Source organism: Pseudomonas sp. 18058 (assembly GCF_902706155.1).
In the GTDB taxonomy this organism is placed as follows: domain Bacteria; phylum Pseudomonadota; class Gammaproteobacteria; order Pseudomonadales; family Pseudomonadaceae; genus Aquipseudomonas; species Aquipseudomonas rustica.
The window spans coordinates 111115-132762 of sequence record NZ_CACSJY010000011.1; the positions used below are offsets into that span (position 1 = coordinate 111115).

General features: G+C 60.3%; 19 protein-coding genes. 18 read left to right on the forward strand and 1 reads right to left on the reverse strand.

Features of this window, described 5'->3' with window-relative positions:
• Positions 1-45 precede the first annotated feature (45 nt).
• Complete coding sequence (locus tag GVL50_RS08600) at positions 46-408, forward strand: AraC family transcriptional regulator (RefSeq protein WP_256671841.1); 363 nt, start codon at positions 46-48, stop codon at positions 406-408.
• 105 nt (positions 409-513) lie between these two features.
• On the opposite strand, the gene GVL50_RS08605 is transcribed toward GVL50_RS08600, so the two are convergent.
• Positions 514-2211 (reverse strand): sulfatase-like hydrolase/transferase, encoded by a 1698-nt coding sequence (locus tag GVL50_RS08605; RefSeq protein WP_159812501.1) that lies wholly within the window; start codon positions 2209-2211, stop codon positions 514-516.
• A 390-nt stretch (positions 2212-2601) separates the two neighbouring features.
• Here GVL50_RS08605 and GVL50_RS08610 point away from each other — a divergent pair, with 390 nt between their 5' ends.
• The 17 genes from GVL50_RS08610 to GVL50_RS08690 all read left to right on the forward strand — a co-directional run bounded on the left by GVL50_RS08610 (position 2602) and on the right by GVL50_RS08690 (position 21515).
• The gene (locus GVL50_RS08610) at positions 2602-3954 is read left to right on the forward strand and encodes a UDP-glucose/GDP-mannose dehydrogenase family protein (protein WP_159812502.1); all 1353 of its coding nucleotides are present in this window, start codon (positions 2602-2604) and stop codon (positions 3952-3954) included.
• Positions 3951-4988, forward strand: a complete 1038-nt coding sequence (locus GVL50_RS08615; protein ID WP_159812503.1) for an NAD-dependent epimerase/dehydratase family protein — start codon at positions 3951-3953, stop codon at positions 4986-4988. Before GVL50_RS08610 ends, GVL50_RS08615 begins: the two co-directional genes overlap by 4 nt.
• A gap of 18 nt (positions 4989-5006) precedes the next feature.
• Positions 5007-5753 carry a sugar transferase gene (locus GVL50_RS08620; protein WP_053119140.1) on the forward strand — a complete coding sequence of 249 codons (747 nt, stop codon included), beginning with the start codon at positions 5007-5009 and terminating at the stop codon, positions 5751-5753.
• Positions 5753-6400 (forward strand): CpsD/CapB family tyrosine-protein kinase, encoded by a 648-nt coding sequence (locus GVL50_RS08625; protein ID WP_008084477.1) that lies wholly within the window; start codon positions 5753-5755, stop codon positions 6398-6400. Before GVL50_RS08620 ends, GVL50_RS08625 begins: the two co-directional genes overlap by 1 nt.
• A 21-nt stretch (positions 6401-6421) precedes the next feature.
• Complete coding sequence (locus tag GVL50_RS08630) at positions 6422-7447, forward strand: polysaccharide biosynthesis/export family protein (protein WP_159812504.1); 1026 nt, start codon at positions 6422-6424, stop codon at positions 7445-7447.
• 16 nt (positions 7448-7463) lie between these two features.
• Positions 7464-9056, forward strand: coding sequence for a Wzz/FepE/Etk N-terminal domain-containing protein (locus GVL50_RS08635; protein ID WP_053119136.1), 1593 nt, complete (start codon positions 7464-7466; stop codon positions 9054-9056).
• Positions 9053-10144, forward strand: coding sequence for a glycosyltransferase family 4 protein (locus GVL50_RS08640; RefSeq protein WP_159812505.1), 1092 nt, complete (start codon positions 9053-9055; stop codon positions 10142-10144). Before GVL50_RS08635 ends, GVL50_RS08640 begins: the two co-directional genes overlap by 4 nt.
• On the forward strand, positions 10141-11511 hold the full coding sequence (locus tag GVL50_RS08645) for an O-antigen ligase (protein WP_159812506.1): 1371 nt from the start codon (positions 10141-10143) through the stop codon (positions 11509-11511). The genes GVL50_RS08640 and GVL50_RS08645 overlap by 4 nt, the downstream gene beginning before the upstream one ends.
• Entirely contained in the window at positions 11508-12476 is a 969-nt protein-coding gene (locus GVL50_RS08650) for a glycosyltransferase (RefSeq protein ID WP_159812507.1), read from the forward strand. Before GVL50_RS08645 ends, GVL50_RS08650 begins: the two co-directional genes overlap by 4 nt.
• Complete coding sequence (locus GVL50_RS08655; protein WP_053119128.1) at positions 12469-13605, forward strand: glycosyltransferase; 1137 nt, start codon at positions 12469-12471, stop codon at positions 13603-13605. The genes GVL50_RS08650 and GVL50_RS08655 overlap by 8 nt, the downstream gene beginning before the upstream one ends.
• A 13-nt stretch (positions 13606-13618) precedes the next feature.
• Positions 13619-14620, forward strand: coding sequence for a polysaccharide deacetylase family protein (locus tag GVL50_RS08660; RefSeq protein ID WP_159812508.1), 1002 nt, complete (start codon positions 13619-13621; stop codon positions 14618-14620).
• Complete coding sequence (locus GVL50_RS08665) at positions 14617-15924, forward strand: lipopolysaccharide biosynthesis protein (RefSeq protein ID WP_053119195.1); 1308 nt, start codon at positions 14617-14619, stop codon at positions 15922-15924. Before GVL50_RS08660 ends, GVL50_RS08665 begins: the two co-directional genes overlap by 4 nt.
• Positions 15921-17843 (forward strand): hypothetical protein, encoded by a 1923-nt coding sequence (locus GVL50_RS08670; RefSeq protein WP_159812509.1) that lies wholly within the window; start codon positions 15921-15923, stop codon positions 17841-17843. Before GVL50_RS08665 ends, GVL50_RS08670 begins: the two co-directional genes overlap by 4 nt.
• Positions 17844-18067: 224 nt before the next feature.
• Entirely contained in the window at positions 18068-18757 is a 690-nt protein-coding gene (locus GVL50_RS08675; RefSeq protein ID WP_159812510.1) for an N-acetyltransferase, read from the forward strand.
• Between the two features lie 4 nt (positions 18758-18761).
• Positions 18762-19946, forward strand: a complete 1185-nt coding sequence (locus tag GVL50_RS08680) for a GNAT family N-acetyltransferase (protein ID WP_159812511.1) — start codon at positions 18762-18764, stop codon at positions 19944-19946.
• Complete coding sequence (locus tag GVL50_RS08685) at positions 19918-20709, forward strand: ChbG/HpnK family deacetylase (protein ID WP_159812512.1); 792 nt, start codon at positions 19918-19920, stop codon at positions 20707-20709. The genes GVL50_RS08680 and GVL50_RS08685 overlap by 29 nt, the downstream gene beginning before the upstream one ends.
• A gap of 113 nt (positions 20710-20822) precedes the next feature.
• Complete coding sequence (locus tag GVL50_RS08690) at positions 20823-21515, forward strand: N-acetyltransferase (protein WP_159812513.1); 693 nt, start codon at positions 20823-20825, stop codon at positions 21513-21515.
• Positions 21516-21648: the final 133 nt, after the last annotated feature.

A 21648-nucleotide genomic window follows, 5' to 3' on the forward strand; every position in this document is an offset into this window, starting at 1 on the left:
GCGGGCCTACTGACGCCGGGCAATCAGGGGCTGGAACAGACGCTGGTGGAGTTGCTGGAGCAAACGCGGCGTAACAGCGAATCGACGTTGCTGGAGCAGCTCAGCGATTACCTGATCGAGGATCTCGCAGCGGCGGACTGGAAGCAGTTTTGTGCGGCGCAGCATTTGATCGAGCGCACGGCGGCGCGACGCTTGAAGGCGTTGGGCTGGAGTTTTTCCGAATTGCTGGATGAGTATCGGCGCTATCGGGCTGAGGATTTATTGCAGGCCGGAGAGCTGGAGTTGGTCGAGGTGTCGGATCGGTTGGGTTATAGCGATGTGCAGAGTTTCAACCGCGCGTGTTTGAGATGGTTGGGGTGTGCGCCGGGGGTTTATCGGGCTCGGTACCACACTCAATATTGGCAGTGACAGCCACACCGTCTTCGCGAGCAAGCCCGCTCCCACATTTTGCAATGCGATCAACCTGTGGGAGCGGGCTTGCTCGCGAAAGGGCCCGCCCATCCAACCCAAAACTCACTGCCCCGCCGCCACACTCGCCGGCGCCTGCGTCGGCGTGACAATGCTGCCCAGATCAATATGCTTCCACTCCGGCTTCGCCCCCAGCCGCGCATTAAACCGGTAGTTAAACGTAAACTCATCGCCCGTCGCCACGCTCAGCGGTTTGCCATACACCGCCTCAACCCCTGCAAGGTCATAGCCCATCAACTGCAACAGCGTCGGGAAAATGTTGTAGTGGCTGGAGCGATCCTTGTTCACCGCCAACTGCGCCGACCAATCCAGCGTTTTCAGATCGCTGCCCTGAATCACCACCAACGGCACCAAGCCCTCCTCCTCCACCGGATCGCCGCCGCAATGGGTGTTCAACCCGGGATTGCCGCGTTCATGCAAATCCTGGCCATGATCAGACGTATAAATCAGCAACGCATTGTTCAGATTGGCCTGCGCAAACACCCGCGCAAAAAACTCGCCGACGTTCCACAGCACCGTGTTCTTGTAGGCATTGCGGTACAGCACCCAATCATCGGGCTGGCCATTGAAACCGGTGCGCTCACCAGTATCCGCCACCTCGGTGAACTGACCGCGCGGCAACGTCGGGCGGTACGCCATGAATGCATCGGGGTATTTGTCGTGCACCGGGAAATGCGCGCCGACCTTGTTGATCACCACCAACTCCGCTTTGTCGTCGTTGAGCAGCTCGATCAGCTTCGCCGCTGCCGCCATGTCGCGGTCGCGCACGCTGGTCTTGTCGAATTGCACAAATTCGTCGATATCCTTTTTCTCGGTGTCGGTCATCAGGTTCTGCAGATTGCCGCTGGTGCGCTGGGCATCGATGTACACCGTGCGCAGCCCGGCCTTTTTCGCGTACTGCCAGATCGACGGCAGCGTGCTGTTGATGCGCATGTAATCGGCGCGGGTGCCGCCGTAGCGCAGGGTGACGTTGGTGTCGGCGCTGCAATTGGCGATGGACGCCGCGTAGCCGTAATTGAAAATATCGACGCCAGCGTGCGCCTGCTTGAGGTTGCTGTGCACGCCGAACGGCGCGTTGATGTCCAGATAATTGCCGGAGATGCTTTCGTCGATGATCAGCACGATGTCATGGCCGACCGGTTGCGAGGCGCGCGCCAGCGTCACTGGTTCACGCGGGCCGACGGTGTTGTGCAGCGCCTCATAGGCAAACAGGTTCAGATAGGCCAGCGGCGTGTACATGATCGGCAAGCCACGGGCGCCCTCGCCCGCGCGTAAAAACAGCACGGTACTGAGCAGCAAAACCCCACCAATCGGCGCGGCCACGCGCAAGGCGTTCGGCACCACCAGCGCATGCCGAGGTTTGAGACCGATGCCGAATAGCAGCAACAGACCACTGAGCACCCCGTGCAGGATCGCGTCGCGGTACTGGTAGGCCGCCTCCTGAATGAAGCCACCGGAATAGACCAGCGAGACGAAACTGCTGTAGTTCAGGTAATCCGCGGTGACGCGGGTATAGACATCAAAAAACACCGCCGAGGCAAACATTGCCAATGCGAATAGATGTCGTATGAGTGTCTGGCGTATATAGGCCGTTAGATATAACGCGAAAGTAAGCGCCAAAAACATCGCGCCAAAAAGAAGTACAGGAAAACCAAGGCCGATAGCATTTAACCGCTCAATGTAATATTCGCAATAAAGCAGCAGATAAATAATTAAAAGCAGTTCTTTCAGGTATCGAAACATGGTTTTTCCGGACGCGCGAAACGGCAAAGGGTCAAGGTTTTGTCGGTCAAAAACTGACACTAGCACCCGGCCATCAAAGCGCAAGAAATGGCTGACTTTTCAATAAAGCGTCAAAAAAACGTTGACTCAAATCTGACACACTCCAGTTGCTGCAAGCCTCTAATTTCGCGGCCTGCGACCGTTTATCGCATTAATGGAATTGTGAAAAAAGCGTCAAGAACGGGACAATTCCAGCAATAGCAAGCACTTGATGGCCATTCGCCCCCAAAAATGGGCCTGTTATACAGGTGCAACATGTCATTTTGCTGACACGCTTTTCTCACCCTGCGCTATACCCCTTTTGACAGTCTCATTTCGAACTCTTTCCACCGTCTTACGAGGCACGCCAATATGGACGTGAGCGTATTTGGTACGGGCTATGTTGGCCTGATACAAGCAGCAGCACTTGCCGATGTTGGACACCGCGTTTTATGCGTGGATATTGATCCGAATAAAATCAAGCAACTGCAACAAGCAGTTCCTCCGATTAGTGAACCGGGTTTATCCAGCACCCTGGAAGAAAACATTAAAGCCGGGCGCTTATTGTTCAGTACTCAGGCCAGTGATGCGGTGGAGCACGCCGAGCTGATCTTCATCGCCGTGGGCACGCCGGCCGATGAGGATGGCTCTGCTGACCTGAGCCACGTGCTCAACGTCGCCCGGCAAATCGCCTCGTTCATGGAGGCTGATCGCACGCTGATCATCAAATCGACGGTGCCGGTCGGCACGGCGGATCAGGTGCTCGCCGCAGCCAACAGTGAACTGCTGCGTCGCGGCAAATCCGAGCTGAACGTGCGCGTGGTCTCCAACCCCGAATTCCTCAAGGAAGGCAGCGCCCTCGCCGACTGCATGCGCCCTGACCGGATCATCGTCGGTACCCGCGACGAAGCGGCCCGCGAGCAGATGAGCGAGTTGTACGCGCCGTTCTGCCGCAACCACGAAAAATTGATGTTCATGGACAACCGCAGCGCCGAGCTGACCAAGTACGCCGCCAACGCGATGCTCGCCACGCGTATCAGCTTCATGAACGAGCTGGCCAATCTCACCGAACTGCTGGGTGCCGATATCGAAGCCGTGCGCAAAGGCATCGGTTCTGATCCGCGCATCGGTTACCACTTTATCTATCCGGGCTGCGGCTTCGGTGGTTCGTGCTTTCCCAAGGATCTGCGCGCCCTGCTGCACACCGCCGAACACAACGGCATGCCGCTGAAATTGCTGCGCAGCGTCACCGACGTCAACGACCTGCAGCGGCACATCCTGTTCAGCAAACTCAAAGCGCAATTTCCGCAAGGCCTGGCTGGCAAGTCCATCGCGATCTGGGGCCTGGCGTTCAAACCGAACACCGATGACATGCGCGAAGCCCCGAGCCGTTATCTGATGGATGCACTGTGGGCCGAAGGCGCCAGCGTGCAGGCTTACGACCCGGAAGCGATGTCCGAATGCCGACGCATCTACGGCTACCGCAACGATTTGCACCTGTGCGCCACCCGCGACGACACCCTTGAAGACGCCGATGCATTGGTGATCTGCACCGAGTGGAAAAACTTCCGCGTGGTCGATTTCGAATTGCTCGCCGAAAAGCTGCGCTCGAAAGTCATCATCGATGGCCGCAACCTCTACAACCCGGAACACGTCGCCGCCGCCGGCCTGCATTACAGCGGCATCGGCCTGCGCCATATCGCCCCCGAAGGACCACGGCCATGAAGGTGCTGGTCACCGGTGCGGCCGGTTTCATTGGCGCTCATTGCGTATTGCGGCTGATGCGCGACGGCCACTCGGTGGTCGGCCTGGATAATTTCAACAGCTACTACGACCCGCAACTCAAGCACGACCGCGTGCAATGGGTGCGTGAGCAGGTCGGCGATTTCCAGCTCGCGACGGTTGACCTGGCCGATGCCGCGGCCGTCGACGCGCTGTTTGTCCGTGAACGCCCGCAAGTGGTGATTCACCTCGCGGCGCAGGCCGGGGTGCGTTATTCGCTGGAAAATCCACGGGCGTATCTGGACAGCAACCTCAATGGTTTCCTCAACATTCTGGAGAGCTGCCGGCATCACCCGGTCGAGCACTTGATCTACGCCTCGTCGAGTTCGGTGTACGGCGCCAACCAGCACACGCCCTATTCCGTGAAGGACGGCGTCAATCATCCGCTGTCGCTGTACGCCGCCACTAAAAAAGCCAATGAACTGATGGCGCACAGCTACAGCCATCTATTCGGCATACCCTGTACCGGCCTGCGCTTTTTCACCGTGTACGGCCCTTGGGGCCGGCCAGACATGTCGCCGATCCAGTTCGCCCGGGCAATCAGCGAAGGCGAGCCGCTGAAGCTGTTCAATTACGGCGAGCATCAACGCGACTTCACCTACATCGACGACATCATCGAAAGCATTGCCCGTCTCACCGATCGCCCACCACAAGCGCAACCGCTGTGGGATCGCGAGCAGCCTGACCCGGCCAGCAGCATGGCGCCGTGGCGGCTGTTCAACATCGGCGGGCAACACCCGGTCGAGCTGAAAACCTATCTGGCGCTGATGGAAAAACACCTCGGCCAGAACGCCATTGTCGAGCTGCTGCCGCTACAACCGGGCGACGTGCTCAACACCTGTGCCGACGCCAGCGATCTGGCCCAGGCCACCGGGTTCCAGCCACGCATAGAGCTGGACGAAGGACTTGGACGCTTCATCGCATGGTTTCGCGATTACTACCCGACTGCCTATCGCCCACGCGCCGCTCGCGGCTGAACATCAGCGGAGGACTTTATGACTGGACATGAAAAAGGTGTACCGATCCAACAACTGCAGCGTGATAAACGCATGGATCCGGAACAACGAATGCGCCTCGATGCAGCGATTCACCGTCAGGGCCGTGGCTGGTTCACCGGCCGTGACGGCGGTCGCCCATGGCAACTGTCGCGCACCAACCGCGTGGTCGCTTGCCTCGGTGCGCTGATGATTCTGCTGCTGATTTCGCCGCTGCTGCTCGGGCTGGCGCTGGCCATCAAGTACTCCAGCAAAGGCCCGGTGATGTTCGTGCAGAAACGCACCGGTTATCGCGGTCGCAAGTTCGGCATGTACAAATTCCGCACCATGGTCGCCAACGCCGAAGAATTGAAAGAGTCGCTGCGCCACCTGAACAAGCACGGTGCCGACGCCATCGACTTCAAGATTGATCAGGATCCACGCATCACCGGTATCGGCGGTTTTCTGCGGCGCACCAGCCTCGATGAACTGCCCAACCTGATCAATGTAGTGACCGGCGACATGCGCCTGGTCGGCCCGCGTCCGACCTCGTTCAACGCCTATCGCTACAAGGACAGTCACCTCGCCCGTCTGGCGATTTATCCCGGAATGACCGGCCTCTGGCAGATCTCCGGGCGCAGCAACATCGACTTCGACCAGCGCGTTGAGTTGGACCTCAGCTACATCGCCGAGCAGAGCCTTTTGCTTGATCTGAAGATTCTGTTGAAAACCCCCTTCAAAGTATTCAGCGGCCACGGAGCAAGCTAATGGACGGTTCAACCAACAAAAGCCTGAGCATTGCCAACCCCAGCGAATCGAACCTGACCTCGACCGTGCTGGATCTTGATCTGCGGATCCTGTTTCTGACCGCCGCCAACCCGGGCGCCGGCACCACCACCAGTGCGTTGGCGCTGGCCAGCCAGTTGGCGCAAATGAGCAGCGGCCAGGTGCTGCTGGTCGACGCCAGCCAGTCGGCGAGCAATCTGACGCAGCAGCTGAACCTGAGCAAAGAGCGCGGCCTGCGTGACTTGCTGTTCAACCCGGACAACCCGCCACTGTTACAGGACTGCGTGGTGCAGGTCTCAAGCCTGCCGTTCCACGTACTGCCGAATGGCCGGCCGATCCGCACCATGGAGCACCTGACCGCCGAGCGTCTGAGCCCGTTGCTTGATCAACTGGGCAGCCAGTATCGCTTCGTGGTGATCGACGGCGACGCGGTGTATTCCGCCGCCGACACGCTGGTGATCAGCACTCAGGTCGATGGCGTGGTGTTCGTGGTTCGCGCTGAAGACACCCGCTGGGAAGTCGCTCAGGCCGCCGTGCAACGGCTGACGCAGGCTGGCGCGAAAGTGGTCGGCAGCGTGTTCAACCGGCGCAAGTACTACATGCCCAAATGGCTTTACAAAAACCTGTAAGCAACCGCGAAGGATGACGCCATGAACGCCAAAATGCTTGTCCTGCTGTTGCTGCCGCTCGCAGGTTGCTCCAGCAATTCTGAAACGCAAAACATGCCGGTGAATATCCTCACTGCCGCGCCGGCCAACGCCCAAGCGACGGATATGCCGAAGATCGAGCAGACCCTGCGCCCGCAGGATGTGCTCGACGTAATCTTCCATATCAGCACCAGTGGCTCGGACGCTTACCGCGTGCAGTCGGGTGACCAGATCGGCCTGAACTTCACCGCCGCCAGCCAGCTCAACGGCAATCAACTGGTGCTGCCGGATGGCAGCATCGAACTGCCGGGCGCCAACACTTCGGTGAAAATCGCCGGGCTGACCAGTGATCAGGCACGCGAAGAAATCCAGCGTGCCTATCAGCGCAAACAGCTGTTCCAGCCCAATCGCAATCAATTGACCGTGCAGATCATCAGCCCGCTGACCAATGAGCAAAACCTGAAAAGCGCGCTGAATCACCCGGCCACCGGCATGAGCCGCGAGATCACCGTCGGCACTGACGGCTACGCGAGTTTCCCGGAAATCGGCGCCGTGCCGCTGCAAGGCATGACCGTCAATCAACTGGAAACCTTCCTCAACAAGAAGTACGCGCAACTGCCGGGCCGGATGACCGTGGACGTGCTGCTGAAGTCCACCGCCGGCAACGAAATCTATGTGCTCGGCGAAGTCGGCCAACCGGGTTCCTACCCGATCCGCCGGCCGGTCTCGGTGCTTGAGGCGCTGACCCTGGCCCGTGGCACCAATGTCAAGGCACGCCTTGATTCGGTGGTGATCATGCGCCGCAACGGCAATCAGGTGAAGGCGGTGCGTTACGACGTCGAGAAGGCCCTGTCGGGCGAGGCGCCGCAAATCGCCTACCTGCAACCGGACGACATGCTTTACGTACCGAAAACCAAATTGGCCAGCGCCGGTGAACTCGCCCGTCAACTGGCCGACGTGGTGCTGTTCCAGGGCGTCGGGTTCAGCTTCGGCTACCGCGTCGACAACAAAGACAGTGACAGCAACTAACTCTCAGGTGAACGACATGAACCCAAAGGAAAACTACCTGCACGAGTTCTTCAGGATCTTTTTCGCCAACAAGCAATTGGTGAAACGGGTCTTCCTGATCTTTGCAGTGATCGCCCTGCTCCTGCCGCTGTTGCTCAAACAGAGCTTCGATATCACCGCGCAGGTGATCGTGCAGTCGAAAAAACTCTCTCAGGGTGACGCCACCACGTCGCTCACCGTGGACAACGCCACGTTCATTCCACCGTCGCTGGCGGACATGGAAACCGAGAGCAATATCCTCCGTTCGCCGGCGCTGATCCGCCAGACCATCAGCGAACTGCGCGACAAGGGCGAATACACGCCTTCGCCGGGTATGTTCAGCAAACTGGTGGCCGATCCGTTCAAGCGCTACGTCAGTTCGCCGCTGCGCCAGTACGTGATCAACCCGGTGCGCAACATGCTCGGGCTGGAGACCGATCCGGTGCGTGACACCGCGCTCGACGCCCTGACCCAGCAAGCCATCGACAGCCTGAAAATCGAGACGCTGCCGGGCTCCAACGTGATCTCGATCATCTATAGCTTCCCCGATCCGCACCAGGGCACAACGTTTGTCGCCGCCCTCTTGCAGAACTATCTGGTCAGCCGTCAGGCGCTGCAATCGATCGACTTGCCGCAGTCGTTTTATGAGTCGAAAAAACAGCTTTATCAAGTACGTCTCGATGGCCTGGAAGGCAACCGTCAGGCCTTGCTCGAAAGCGTCGGCGCGTCGGATCCGAAGGAAGAAATCACCTTCCGCCTCAACGCGATCAACACCGAAGAGCAGGCGCTGAACCTGTATCAGGATCGCCTGCTGCAGAGCCAGCGCTGGCTCGAATACCTGAAAACCGCACTGGCGGCCGCGAGCACTAACAAGCTCAACGACTACACCTTCCCCTACACCTTCACCACCACCGTCGACAACGTGGCGTTCGAGGATCGGGAGATCAAACAGATGGGCGAGCAACTGACCACTCAGGTCAGCCGCTACATGAATGATCTGGCGGTGTTCCAGCCTGGCAGCGAGCCGATGTTGCTGACCCGCGAGCAAATCGCCCGAACCCGTAGCCAGTTCCTCAAAGTGGTGAGCAACCGCATTCAGGAACGCACCAACGATCTGGCGGTGGTCAAGCAGGTGATCGATCAGAAAACCGCGCGCATCGCCCAGTTCAAGAACCGCATCCACGAGCTGCAGCAGACTCAGAGCAAGCTGCGGCAGATGGACACCGAGATCGACGCGCTGCACGCTGCGTTTTCAACCTACGCCCAGCGGTTCGCCGAAAGCAGCACCACCCGTTCGCTCAGCGACGACCTGTCCAACGCCCGGGTGCTCAGCCCGCCGTTCGAACCGACCGAAGCGGCGTTCCCGAAACCGGGCCTGATCATCCCGTTCGGCATGCTCACCGGGTTGCTGTTGGCGATTGCCTTCGTCTACGTGCGTGAGTTCTTCGATCACCGCTTCAAACACCCGGCGCAAATCAGCCACGAGCTGGGCATTCCGGTGCTGTTGGTGATCAACGACCAAAACGTGCTGCCGAGCAATCCGCACAAGAACTGGACCGTACCAAGCTTTCTGCACTGGGTGCGCAATTGAGCAGCGCATCCGCCCCGAATACCGCGCTGCCGATCATTCATTTGCTCAGCAGCGGCGGTTTCTATGGGGCCGAGCGCATGTTGCTGGATCATTGTCTGGCGACGCCGGGGCAGCATCAGGTGCTGTTCCTCGACGCGCCAGCAGACCTGATCGCGCGCTTTCGCGAGGCTGGGGTGGACTGCCGCGGTTGTGCCGGACTAGCGGAATTGCTGCAGCACTTGCGTCAGCGTCGCGCTGAAAAACCGTTGCTCAATACGCACAATTTCAAAGGGCTGTTGTTCGGTTGGGTTGGCGCGACGCTGTTGCGCCTGCCGTTGGTGATCACCCAACACGGTTTCACACCGCGCAGCCGCAAGCAGAAGTTTTACACCTGGCTCAGCCTGCAACTGTGCCGCACGGCGTCGGTGGATCGGGTCGTCTGCGTGGCGGAAAGCATCGCCACGCTGCACCGTGAGGCCAGCGTGCGCGCGGATAAATTGCAGGTCATTCCCAACGGTTTGCCGGCCGCTGCGGCGATGGTGCCGGATGCCGATCGGCAACGCTGGCTGGCCGGTTACGTTGGCCGGTTGAGCAGCGAGAAAGGCCCGGATATGTTTCTCGACGCGCTGATTCCGCTGTGTCACCAGCATCCGCAACTGGACGCAGTGATGCTCGGCGACGGCCCGGAACGCGAGGCGTTGCAGGCGCGGATCGACAACGCCGGATTGCAGCAACGCATTCGTTTGCCGGGTTATCAGACGGCGATGCAACCGTGGTGGCAGCAACTCGATGCGCTGGTGATCAGCTCGCGCACCGAGGGCACCCCGATGATTTTGCTCGAAGCCATGCAGGCCGGGGTGCCGGTGGTGGCGTTCGGTGTCGGCGGGATTCCCGACGTGCTGGAACACCGGCACAACGGTTTGCTCGCCACACCCGCCGATTGCGCCGACCTCAGCCGTCAGCTCGACACCTTGCTGAGCGAGCCGAAACTGGCCCGGCAACTGCGCGACAACGCAAAACGCACGCAACAGGATCGCTACGACCTCAAGGCCCTGGCCGAACGCTGGTCGCAGCTGTACATCCGCACGGCACGGGAGGCACGCGCATGATTTTCCCGCTCTCGATCGTCAGTTTGCTCGGTCTGGTCTGCATCGCTTTGCTGGCCAGCCCTTATCCGTTTCTGGCGCCGGGAGTGGTGCTCGGCCTGGTCGGTTTTGCGGTGCTGTACCGCAAGCCGACCTGGGGCCTGCTCGGTATCGCTGCACTGGTGCCGTTCGAAGGTTTCTTCAAGGACAGTTCGTTTTCCGGGAGTAAATTGCTCGGTGCCGGGCTGGCGGTGATTTTGATGCTGCAACTGGCGCTGCACCAGATTCCTTCGGAGCGCCTGCGCAGCAATATCTGGCGCTACCTGATCTGGTTCATGGTTCTGTACTTTTTGAGCATGCTCAACACCGATGATCTGGGCATGTCACTAGGGCATCTGCGTGAACTCAGCGTCGGTCTGATTCTGTTTGTCATTACCCTGTTGATCGGCCGCGACCTTAATCTCGACCTGTTCGCCCGCCTCGTCACCCTCGCCGTCAGCACCACCTGCGCGATGGCGATGTTCTCGGCCAAATTCCAGGATCAGGGCCGCGCGGCGGGCCTGCTCGAAGACCCCAACGCTTTCGCCATGCTGATTGCCTTCGCGGTGCCGATGGGTTTGCTGCTGGTGATACGTAGCCCGAACCTGCTGCACCGGTTGTTCTGGGGCGGTTGCTGCCTGCTGTTGCTGGGCGGCATGACCAAAACCGAATCGCGCTCGGGGCTGGTGGTGTTGGCGCTGAGCTTGTTGATCGGCTGCTGGCATTACCGCTCGCAACTGACGCGGATTCGTCCACGGCATCTGGGTTTTGCCATGCTCGGTGCGGCCATCGTGCTGCCGCTGGCGATCTACGCGATGCCGGCCGGCTACATGGCGCGCATCCAGTCCTTGAGTATTCTCAGCGCCGGTTCCAAGGCGCAGGACGAATCCCTCGGCCGCCGCGCTTCGTACATCGTCGTTGGCAGCCAGATGATCCGCGAGAACCCGCTGCTCGGCTCCGGCCCCGGCACCTTTCCGCTGCATTACGCGACCACCGGTTACGCCAAAGCCTTTTCCGCCAACCGCAAAATCGGCGACCTGTACCGTCGCGCGCACAACACCTACCTGGAGATTTTCAGTGAACTCGGGGTGCCTGCCGGGCTGTTGTTTGTCGGCATGCTTGCTCTCGGTCTATACAACCTGATTCGCGCGCGGGCGGCGTGGATGCTGCGCCGCGATGCGTATCAGGCGGATCTGATGACGCACCTCGGCGTGAGTTTTCTGTCGCTGACGCTGTTCCTGATGTTCCTCAGCGCACCGAACCAGAAATACGTGTGGATCATGCTCGCGCTGACCAGTGTCCTGCGTCTGAAAGCCGAGCAAGCAGCGCTGACCACGGAGGCCAGAGCATGAGCCGAATCAGTGTCGTCATTCCGATGTTCAACGAAGCCCAGCACATTGGCCGCACGCTGCTCGCGGCGCAAAAAGCCGCGCACGCGGCTGATATCGAGTGCGAACTGATCGTGGTCGATAATGGCTCGACCGATGAAGGCCCGCACATCGCCCGGCAATTCGGCGCGACGGTGTTGATATTGCCGGGGTTGTTGATCGGCGCGTTGCGCAATCGCGGTACCGCCATTGCTAGCGGTGAATGGCTGGCGTTTATCGATGCCGACATCGAAATGCCGGAGAACTGGCTCAAACCTTTATTCGACATCGAGGCCAGCGGTCAGGCCGACGTATTTGCGCTGGATCTGCACACCCCCGCCGAAGCGCCGTGGTACGCCACCGCGTGGCAACGGCGCACCTTGCGCGTGTCGTCGCAGACCTCGCATGTTGTCGACTGGTTACCCAGTGCCAACCTGCTGATGCGCCGGCGCTGGTTCGACAAGGTCGGTGGCTTCAACGAAACCCTGCGCACCGGCGAGGACAAGGAGTTCACTTTGCGCTTGCATGAACAGGGCGCGCGCCTGCTCTCGATCAACAACAGCGTCGCCTTGCACTGGGGTTACGAGATGAATTGGCGCGAGTGGATGGGCAAGGAATTGTGGCGTCAGGGCAGTCATCTGCAACTGCTGCGTACCCACGGTTTCAGCCTGCGCTTGCTGCGTTTTCCGATGCTATCGCTGTTCGTATGGTTGCTGGATTTTCTGGCGATTTCGGCGCTGCTTGATGGCTTTCCGCATCACGCGGCGATCATGGTGGCGATCACCAGTCTGCCGGGGTTGGTGCTGAGCCTGCGCCAGAGCGCCAAACACCACGATATCGGCCTGACCCTGCAACTGTGGGGCCTGCACTGGGTGCGCCTGCACCTGGCCGGCGCCGCGTTCATTTTGAGTCTGTGTCATTGGAACGCCAGGAGGCCTGCCCGTGGCTGAATTCATTTTCTGGATGTGCCTGTTGCTGCCGGTCTACGCCTACGTCGGCTACCCGCTGCTGCTGACGCTGGTCGCGCCGCTGTTTCCGGCCTGGCGGCACACTCCGGCGCCGCCGCTGAATGTCAGCATCGTGATTGCGGCGCACAACGAAGCACGGCATATCGAGCACAAATTACGCACGTTGCTGGCGCAGGATTATCAGCCAGCAAACCTGCAAATCATTCTGGCCAGCGACGGTTCGACCGATGACACCGTGGCTTGCGCGCACAAAGTCGTTGACCCGCGCATCACCGTCCTCGACCTGCCGCGTCAGGGCAAAGCGGCGACGCTGAATGCCGGCGTAGCCCTGAGCACTGGCGACATTCTGGTGTTCACCGACGCTGACAACCAATGGTCCCGCGAAACCCTCGGCTACCTGCTCGCACCGTTGAATGATCCGCAGGTTGGCGGCTGTGCCGGGCACATGGTCATCCCGGTCACCGGCGGCGGCTTGAGCGTCGGCGACAGTCTCTATCGGCATTACGAAGGCTGGTTGCGCCGGGTCGAGAACCGCACCGGTTGCATGGTCTCCGCCGACGGCGCCCTGCTCGCCCTGCGCCGCGAGTTGTTCCAGAACGTGCCGGCCGAGGTTAACGACGATTTCTTTATCAGCACCTGCGCACCGGTGGCGCACAAACGCATCGTCTATGTGCCGGAAGCGCAAGTGATCGACCACGGTGTTGATGAAGCAGACAAACAATTCCGGCGCCGTCAGCGCGTCACCGTCGGCGGTTTGCAAAGCCTCGCGCAACGTCGCGAGCTGCTCAATCCGCTGAAATATGGCCTGTACTCGATCGCATTGATCAGCCACAAACTGATCCGCCGACTGGCGCCGATCCTCTTGTTGCCGCTGCTGCTGAGCAACTTCTGGCTGTGGCAAGAACACGGTTTCTACCGCCTCGCCCTGATCGCGCAACTGATCGGCTACACCATCGCGATTGCCGGGCTGCTGGATTCGCAACACCGTTTGCCAAAACCCTTCCGCCTCGCTGCGTTTCTGCTGGTCACCCTCGCCGGGATGAGTCTCGGCCTGTGGCAGTTCCTGCGCGGTCAGCGGTATGCCCAGTGGAATCCCGAACAGAACCGTTAAAAGGACTGAAGCCATGGCGATCAAACAACTGCTAAAACGCACCAGTGGCTGGCTCTATCTCAACTCGTCGATGGGCCGCAACCAGTTGCACGGCGCCGGGGTGATTTTGATGCTGCACCGGGTGCTGGCCAACGACCGCGCGGCCAACCTGCCGCACCGCAATGAACTGTGCGTCGGGCCCAAGGCCTTCGAGCATTTGCTGGTGTGGTTGCGCAAACATTTCGATTGCGTGCCGTTGATGGAAATCCTTCAGCCCAATTCGCTGCGCAGCGAGCGCCCGCGCGTAGCGCTGACCTTTGATGATGGCTGGCGCGACAACGCGGTCAACGCCTTCCCGCTCCTGCAAAAACATCAGGTGCCGGCGAGCATTTTCCTCTCCACCGATTTCATTGGCAGCCGTCAGCGTTTCTGGTGGGAAAGCCTCGGCGAAACCCTGTGGGGCAGCCACGGCGAAAAGGCGCGGATGCATTTGATCGAGTGCTTGCAAATGATGCATCACCCCTTGCCGGTGATGCTCGATGACATCGATGTCGACCGCCGCAGCCTGGCGTTACTGCATTACCTGCAAGGGTTGAAGTCGCTTGATCCGCGAGAGTTGGAAAAGCTCACCGACGAATGCCCAATGGAATCGCAACCGCAAGCGCTGGACTGGCATCAAGTCCGCGCGCTGGAAGCTTCGGGACTGGTGCGTTTCGGCCCGCACGGCGCCAGTCACGCGATCCTCACCGGCCTTGATGATCAGCGCCTGAACGAAGAAATCAGCCGCAGCCGCGATGCTTTGTACAACGGCTGCAACCGGCCACTGCCGGTGTATTGCTACCCCAACGGCGACAACGATGAACGCGTGCGCGAGCAGATCGCCAATCACGATTATCCGTTCGCGCTCGGCACCGGCACCGGTATCTATCGCGGCGAAGGCGAACCGTTGAACCTGCCGCGTTTCGGCGTCAGTCAGCGCACCGCGCGCAATCCGGAATTGTTGTCGTGGCGGATTTTTCGCGGGGCGCGACCATGAGCCGAGGCACCTACCTCAAACACCTGGCGCTGAGCATGGGCACCAAACTGGCGATGATCGCCCTGCGTTTGCTGCGCAACGTGCTGCTGGCGCGGATTCTCGGGCCAAGTGAGCGCGGCTTGTTTGCACTGCTCAGCACCCTGCCCGACTTGATCAGCGCCGCCACCAGTGGCGGGCTCAATTCCGCGGTGGGTTTTCAGGCGGCCAAGCAGCGGCCGATGGGTTTGTTGCTGAGTCAAGTGTTGGTGTTTGGCTGTTTGCTGGCGGCGCTGCTGACCTTGCTGGTGGTGGCGCTGGTACGGGAATTCGGCAGTGAACTCGATGTAACGATGCAGCTCGGTTTGCTCGCCTGGCTGTTGCTGCTGGCGGTGCCGCTCACCGTGTTGAAAAGCGGCCTGCTGACGCTGCACAACGCCTCGGGTGGCGTGGTCGCGTTCAATGCCTTGCGTCTGGTCGAGTCGCTGGCGCCGCTGCTGCTGTTTCTCGCACTGTTCTGGATGTGGAAAAGCGCCGCACTCGAAGCCGCGCTGATCAGTTGGCTCGCCGGGATCAGTCTGGTGGTGCTGGCCGGTTGGGTCTGGCTCAAACGCGCGCAGCCATTACAACTGCAATGGGATCGCGCCAGCCAGAAAGAACTGCTGCGCTACAGCGCGCGCAGTCATCCGGATCTGCTGTTCCAGCAAGTGATATTGCGCTCGGATTATCTGTTTATCGGCGCCCTGCTCGGCAGCACCGCCCTCGGTCATTACGCAATGGCCAGCGCCGCCGCCGAACTGCTGCTGATCGTCCCGGAAGCGGTAACCACGCCGCTGATGAAACGCCTGCTGCAACAAGACGAAGGCATGGACAAGGTCACGCCGCTGGCCCTGCGCCTGACCGCGACGGTGATGCTCGGCGCGTGCCTGACCATGGCGGTGATTGGCGAATGGCTGATCGTCACGCTGTTTGGTGCGGTGTACCAACCGGCCTACCCGGCGCTGCTGGCGTTGCTGCCGGGGCTGTTGGGCCTGTGCTACGCAAGCATTTTACGCCTGGACTTGCTCGGTAAAAATCGCCCCGGCACGGTGTCGATGCTGATGGGTTTGGGCGCGCTGCTGAACCTGGCGCTGAACCTGGTGATGATTCCGGCGTACGGAATTGTCGGCGCGGCGGCGGCTTCGTCGATTGCGTATCTGGCAGTGACGGTAGCGATGCTGGTGCTTTATTGCCGCTTGAGCGGCGTGCCGTTCTGGCAAACCCTGATCATCCTGCCGCGCGACGTCACACCGATGTGGCTGATGCTGCAACGGCGGAAAACCGCATGAAAGGCCTGGCCCTGCTGCTCGGTCTCGGCCTGTCGCTGGACGCCTTTGCGGCGTCGATGCGCTGGGGCGAGATTCGCGACGGCAGCCTGTATCTGCAAGCGGATCGCCCGGACACGGTAACCGTACGCTGGACACCGGCGTGGCAGGCTGAGGCCAATGAAGAACATGTGTATTTGCTCGATGGCCAAGGCAAGTTGCAGGGTGATCGGTTTATCAAAGCCAGTGAAACCCGTGGCAGTCAGAGCTGGCCGTTGTTGCCCGGCGCGGCGAGTTATCGACTGGAAATTCCCGGCTACAGCTTCCGCAATTACCGCGTCGAACATGACGAGCGCACGGTGGCGTTGTTCGCCCCAGCGAAAGTGCATTTCAGCGCCGATACGCACAATGGCGACGAGTTGTATTTCAAAGTCGCAGCGGGCGAGCACGCAGTGCTGGCCGGCAAGTTTCATGGCGGCGTCAGCGGTTTGCAGGCGCAGCGCGTTGGCGATGATCAACCACTGACACTGGCGCTGAAACCTTATCGCGCCTATTGGCAGTTCGATCAGGTCGCCCTGCCCGTAAGCGAGCGCGAACAGGTCTGGCGCCTGCGTTTGCAAGGCAGCGGCAAAGCAGCGTTCTGGCTGGATGGCACGGCCAACCTGTTTGCGCAGAATCCGCAGCAACTGAAGCCGCTGCGCGAAGACGCCGGGCACACCCGTTTGACCCTGCACGACAAAGTCCTCGGGCGCACGCCGGATCTGGGCATCGCCCTGCCCTACGTGATGCCGCCGCCGGCCAGTCACGCCGTGCTGGACGCGCTGAAACCGAGCGCTGCGAGTTACTACAGTTTTGTCGATGTGACGGCGAAGAACCCGCATTTCGAAGACGCGTTCCGAAAGGTGTATCAGGATCGTTTCGGCATCAAACAAGACATCACCTTGCTCGCTGGCAGTCAGCGACAGGCGGATCTGCGCGCCGATGTGCAGAGCAACAGCGGCCTCGATGCGTGGCTGGCCAGCACCCGAGCGCTGGGCGGCAAAGGCACGCATTACATTGGTTTTGCCGATGAGCCGAATCTCAACTATTCGAGCTACGCGCAGTATCAGGCGATTTTCGCCAGCATGGCTCGGCAGGTGCGCAGCGATCCAGCGAATGCCAAGGCTGGTGTGCGCATTGCCATGCCGGCCAGTTCGCGACTGGTCAACGGGCCGTTCGCCGACAACGCGGCGGATAAACGCGGGATCGACTGGGCGCGGCGCTTGCTTAGCGAATCAGGCGATCAGGTCGATGCGCTGGCGTGGCACGAATGGATGATTCGCGACCTGCTCGCCACGCGCGTTTATCGCGACAGCGTGCGTCGCGCCGCCGACCTGGTTGGCCTCGACAGCAAAGGTCAGCCGCGCAAGGCCTTGCTGCTCGATCAGACCAATATGTCCAGCGGCTCCAGCCTCAGCCCCTACGATCAGGAAACCCACTACGCTTCGCTGTGGTGGGCGTCGGTGGTGATCAACGCCTCGCAGGACGGCTTGTTGAGCATGCTCAACTGGTTCCAGGCTGCCGATGAGCCGCAGTACCCCAAGGGCATGCTGCGGGTCTCGGCGGATGAACAACGTTTCGAGTTGAAACCGGTCGGCCTGGCGCAGCAGTTTATCGCCCAGCATTGGCTGCATCAGGTGCTGTGGCTGGAAAACGATTCCTTTGAAGTCGATGTGCTGGCGATGGCCGGCGACGATCAGCGTGGCTTGCTCGGGGTGAACAAGGGCACACGCCTGCAGCGCATGGAACTGAGCGGCGCCAAGTGCCCGCTGCACAACGGCGCCTTGCGCTACTTCGGCACCGACAACCGCAGCCGCGACGCACCGTTCACCTGCCGCGATGGACGCGTCAGCTTTGATCTGCCAGGCCAGACCCTGTTTGCACTGAGCTGGATCGCGCCATGAAGCCAATTCCGAACATTCATGAGAAAGGCCAGGCGAACTTTAACCCCGATGTGATTGAGCTTTTGTGGCGAGGGGATTTATCCCCGTTCGGCTGCGCAGCAGTCGTCGCTTCTTATCCTGTTAAAGCGGGGCCGCTTCGCAGCCCAACGGGGATAAATCCCCTCGCCACAGGAGTTCTCTCAACAATTAGGGTCGCTGCGCCGAAAGGTTCAGGAGCACACACCATGGGCATCGTCAGCAAACTCAGCGAGCACATCAAACAAAAAGGCCTGCGCGCCACTTTGGCGAAAGCCTGGAAACACTACGTTTTTTCCCATCAGGAACTGCTGTGGATGGAGCGTGATCTGGTCAGCCCGGTGCCGCCGCACAACCTCAAACCCTACCCGCCATTGCAGGTAGTGAAGATCACGCCAGACAACGCCAGCGCCTTCGCCCGCAACTTCGGTGACCGCGTCGGCACCATGGCTGAACTGGCCAACGAAGGCCACACCGGGCACATGCACCTGGATGACCAGGGCGCTGCCGTGGCGTTTATCTGGGGCAGCTCGCGGGACTATTTCGACCGGCATTACTACGGCTGCCTGTTCCCGGTGAAACCCGGCGAGTTCTTCGAGTTTGGCGGCGAGTTGACCCGCAAGTATTGGGGCACCGAGCTGTCGGTGGATCTGCAACTGGAGCTGTGGAAAGCCATGGCCGCACAGGGTTGCGACAAGGTCGTCGACGTCTGCGAATTTCACAATATCCCGGCGCTCAAGCTGCACCTGCGCATGGGCTATACCGAACAGGGACGGATCATGAATGTTTACACCGTGTTCAGTCGCTGGCGCTTCTACCGCGAAACCCGCTACAGCGGCTCGCGCCTGGACGCACTGCGCAAACCGTCCCGTCCACCCGTAACAGCAACGGCGGCCTGAGCCTATGGTGACGCGATTTGAATGGCGCACTTCACTGTGCGCCGCCGATTTCCCCGAAGCAGCGTATGAAGCGCTGCGCTTGCGGGTGACGGATCACACGCCGTTCAACAACCTTGGTTGGTTGTGCGCGGCCGAGCAGGCCCTTGGTACGGATGAGCGTCTGCACATCCTGCTGGGTTGGGAAGCGGACGAATTGCGTCTGTGTCTGCCGCTTGTGGCAAGTCGCGAACGCTTTGCCGGCGTGCCGTTTCGGGTGCTGCATCACTTGGGTTATCCGCTGGCGGATCGCTTGGCGCTGCTGTCGTTGTTGGGCGCTGAGGACATGCGTCAGGCGCTGAATATGATTCGCCAACGTGTGCCCCACGCGCTGCTGCAACTCAATGAATTGTCCGAACCTGCCGGTGAAGAAAGTGCGCTCACCGAATGGATGGCGCACAGCTCGACCGGTGAACGACGGCTGAGTTGTCGAGTGCCGGTGCACCTGATAAGCGAGGCCGATCATCAGGAAGTCTCCGGTGATCCGCGCTACAAACTGCGTCGGGCACGCAAGCGGATCGCCGCGTGTGGCGCTGAAGTGCGCAGAATTACTCCCGATGCGATGAGCATGGGCCCGTTGTTGCAGACCATCAGCGAAGTCGAAGCGGTGAGCTGGAAAGGTGACGAAGGCGTAGGTATTTTTGCCCGCGAACCCAGTCGCCAATTGATCGAACGCGCGTTCATCGCCCTCGCCGGCCAAGGCCTGGTTCGGGTGGTCACGCTGGAGTTGAACGGGCGCTGCATCAGCTATCGCCTCGGCCTGCTGGAACAAGGCCGGCTCTACGATTACAACCTCGCCTTCCTGCCGCAATACGCCGATCTGGGCAGTGGCCGGGTGCTGCTGGAGGAATGGATTCGCTGGGGGCTCGACGATCACTGGCACTGGATCGATGCCTCGCGGGTCAGCCTGGAAAACTCCAGCCATCAACTGCACGAACGCATGACCGGACAACTGGAGCACTGGCGCTGGAGTTTTTATTCCTGGCGGCCGAGTGGTCTTGTCCTCGGCCTGGGCTTGCGCCTGTGGCATCGACTCAAGCCGCGCGTACAAGCCTGGCGGGCGCGGCGTGCCGAGCAAGCGAAACCTGTTTTGAAACCTGTTGCGATCACCACGGAGGGCGAACATGCCACGCCAAGTCATAGTCAACGCTGACGATTTCGGCCTCAGCCCGAACGAAAACGCGGTGATCTTCGCTGCCTTTCAGGCCGGGGTCATCAGTTCTGCCACGGCCATGGCCAACATGCCGGCGTTCGAAGCGGCGTGCGCGATGGCCCGGCATCCGACGTTGCAAGGCCGGGTTGGATTGCACTTCAACCTGACTTACGGGCGACCGTTGAGTCAGGCGATTCTCAAGCGCCGTACCTTCTGCGACGACCATGGCGTGTTCGACCTGAGTCTGCCGCGCCATCGGTTGTGGCTTGGCCGTGAAGATCGCGAGGCGGTGCGTGAAGAATTGCAGGCGCAGTGGCAGCGTTGCGTCGATCACGGTGTGCGGCCGAGTCATATCGATTCGCACCAGCACGTGCATAACATCTGGCCGATTGGCGAGATCGTCGCGCGGTTTGCCGCGCATCAAGGTGTGCCGATTCGACTGGCGCGCAATCTGGGGCAAAACCTCAATCTGCCCAAGCGCGTGTTCAAGGGTTTGCTCAATTGGCGCTTGCAGAGTCTGGCTGGTGTGACGGCTGACTATGTGTGCACGCCGATCGACCTGCGCAATGACATTTCGCCGACCGACGGCGTGCTGGAAATCGTCGCGCACCCGACGCAACTTGGCAGCGATTTTGGTGATGCTTATCTCAACCCTGACGAGTCCCTGAGCCGCGTGCTAGAGCAGCGGTTGAAGGGCGTTCCACGGGTTTCCTACGCCGATCTGAACAAGGATTTTCTACGCGGTACCGCCGCACTCGATTGAGTTACATACCTTGCAATACTTTCGAAGATGGCACTTTGAAATGAACCCCCAAGGGTGATCTATACCCACAAAAGCGACATCCACAACACCGGGCTTCGGCCACGGAGGGCATCATGAGCTTCATCAAAAAACTACAAGAACGCATCCGCCAAAAAGGCCTGGGCCGCACCTTCGGCACGTTGTGGAAACGTTACGTGTTTTTCCATTGGGAACTGTTGTGGATGGAGCGCGACCTGGTCACTCCGGTGCCGCCGCACAAGCTGCGTCCTTACGAGGGCCTGAGCAAAGTCGACATCACCACAGAGAATGCCGTTGCGTTCAGCAAACATTTCGGTGACCGCGTGGAGACCATGGCGGAGCTCGCCGCCGAGGGTCACACCGGGCATATGTACCTCGATGCGGATGGGCATGCGGTGGGGTTCATCTGGGGCAGCATTCGCGACTATCACGATCGTCACTATTACGGCTGCACCTTCCCGGTGAAGCCGGGTGAGTTCTTCGAATTTGGTGGCGAGATGATCCGCACCTATTTCGGCAGCAGCCTGTCGGTGGACGTGCAGGTGGCGCTGTGGGAAGCGATGGCGGCGCAGGGTTGCAACAAGGTGGTGGACGTCTGTGAGACGCACAATATTCCGGCGCTGAAGCTGCACATTCGCATGGGCTATCATGAACAGGGGCGCGTGATGCACGTGTATTGCCTGTTCGGACGCTGGAAGTTTTTCCGTGAGACGCGGTATGAGGGCTCGCGGCTGGAACCGCTGCGTAAGCCGGGGCGGCCGGTGGTGAGTGCGGCGGCGCAGGCTTGATTGTCTTTCGGAATTTGCAGTGGCTTTGATGCCGCCTTCGCGAGCAGGCTCACTCCTACAAGGGATCTGCTGCGCGCCGAATACCCCTGTAGGAGCTGCCGAAGGCTGCGATCTTTTGACTTTGAAGATCAAA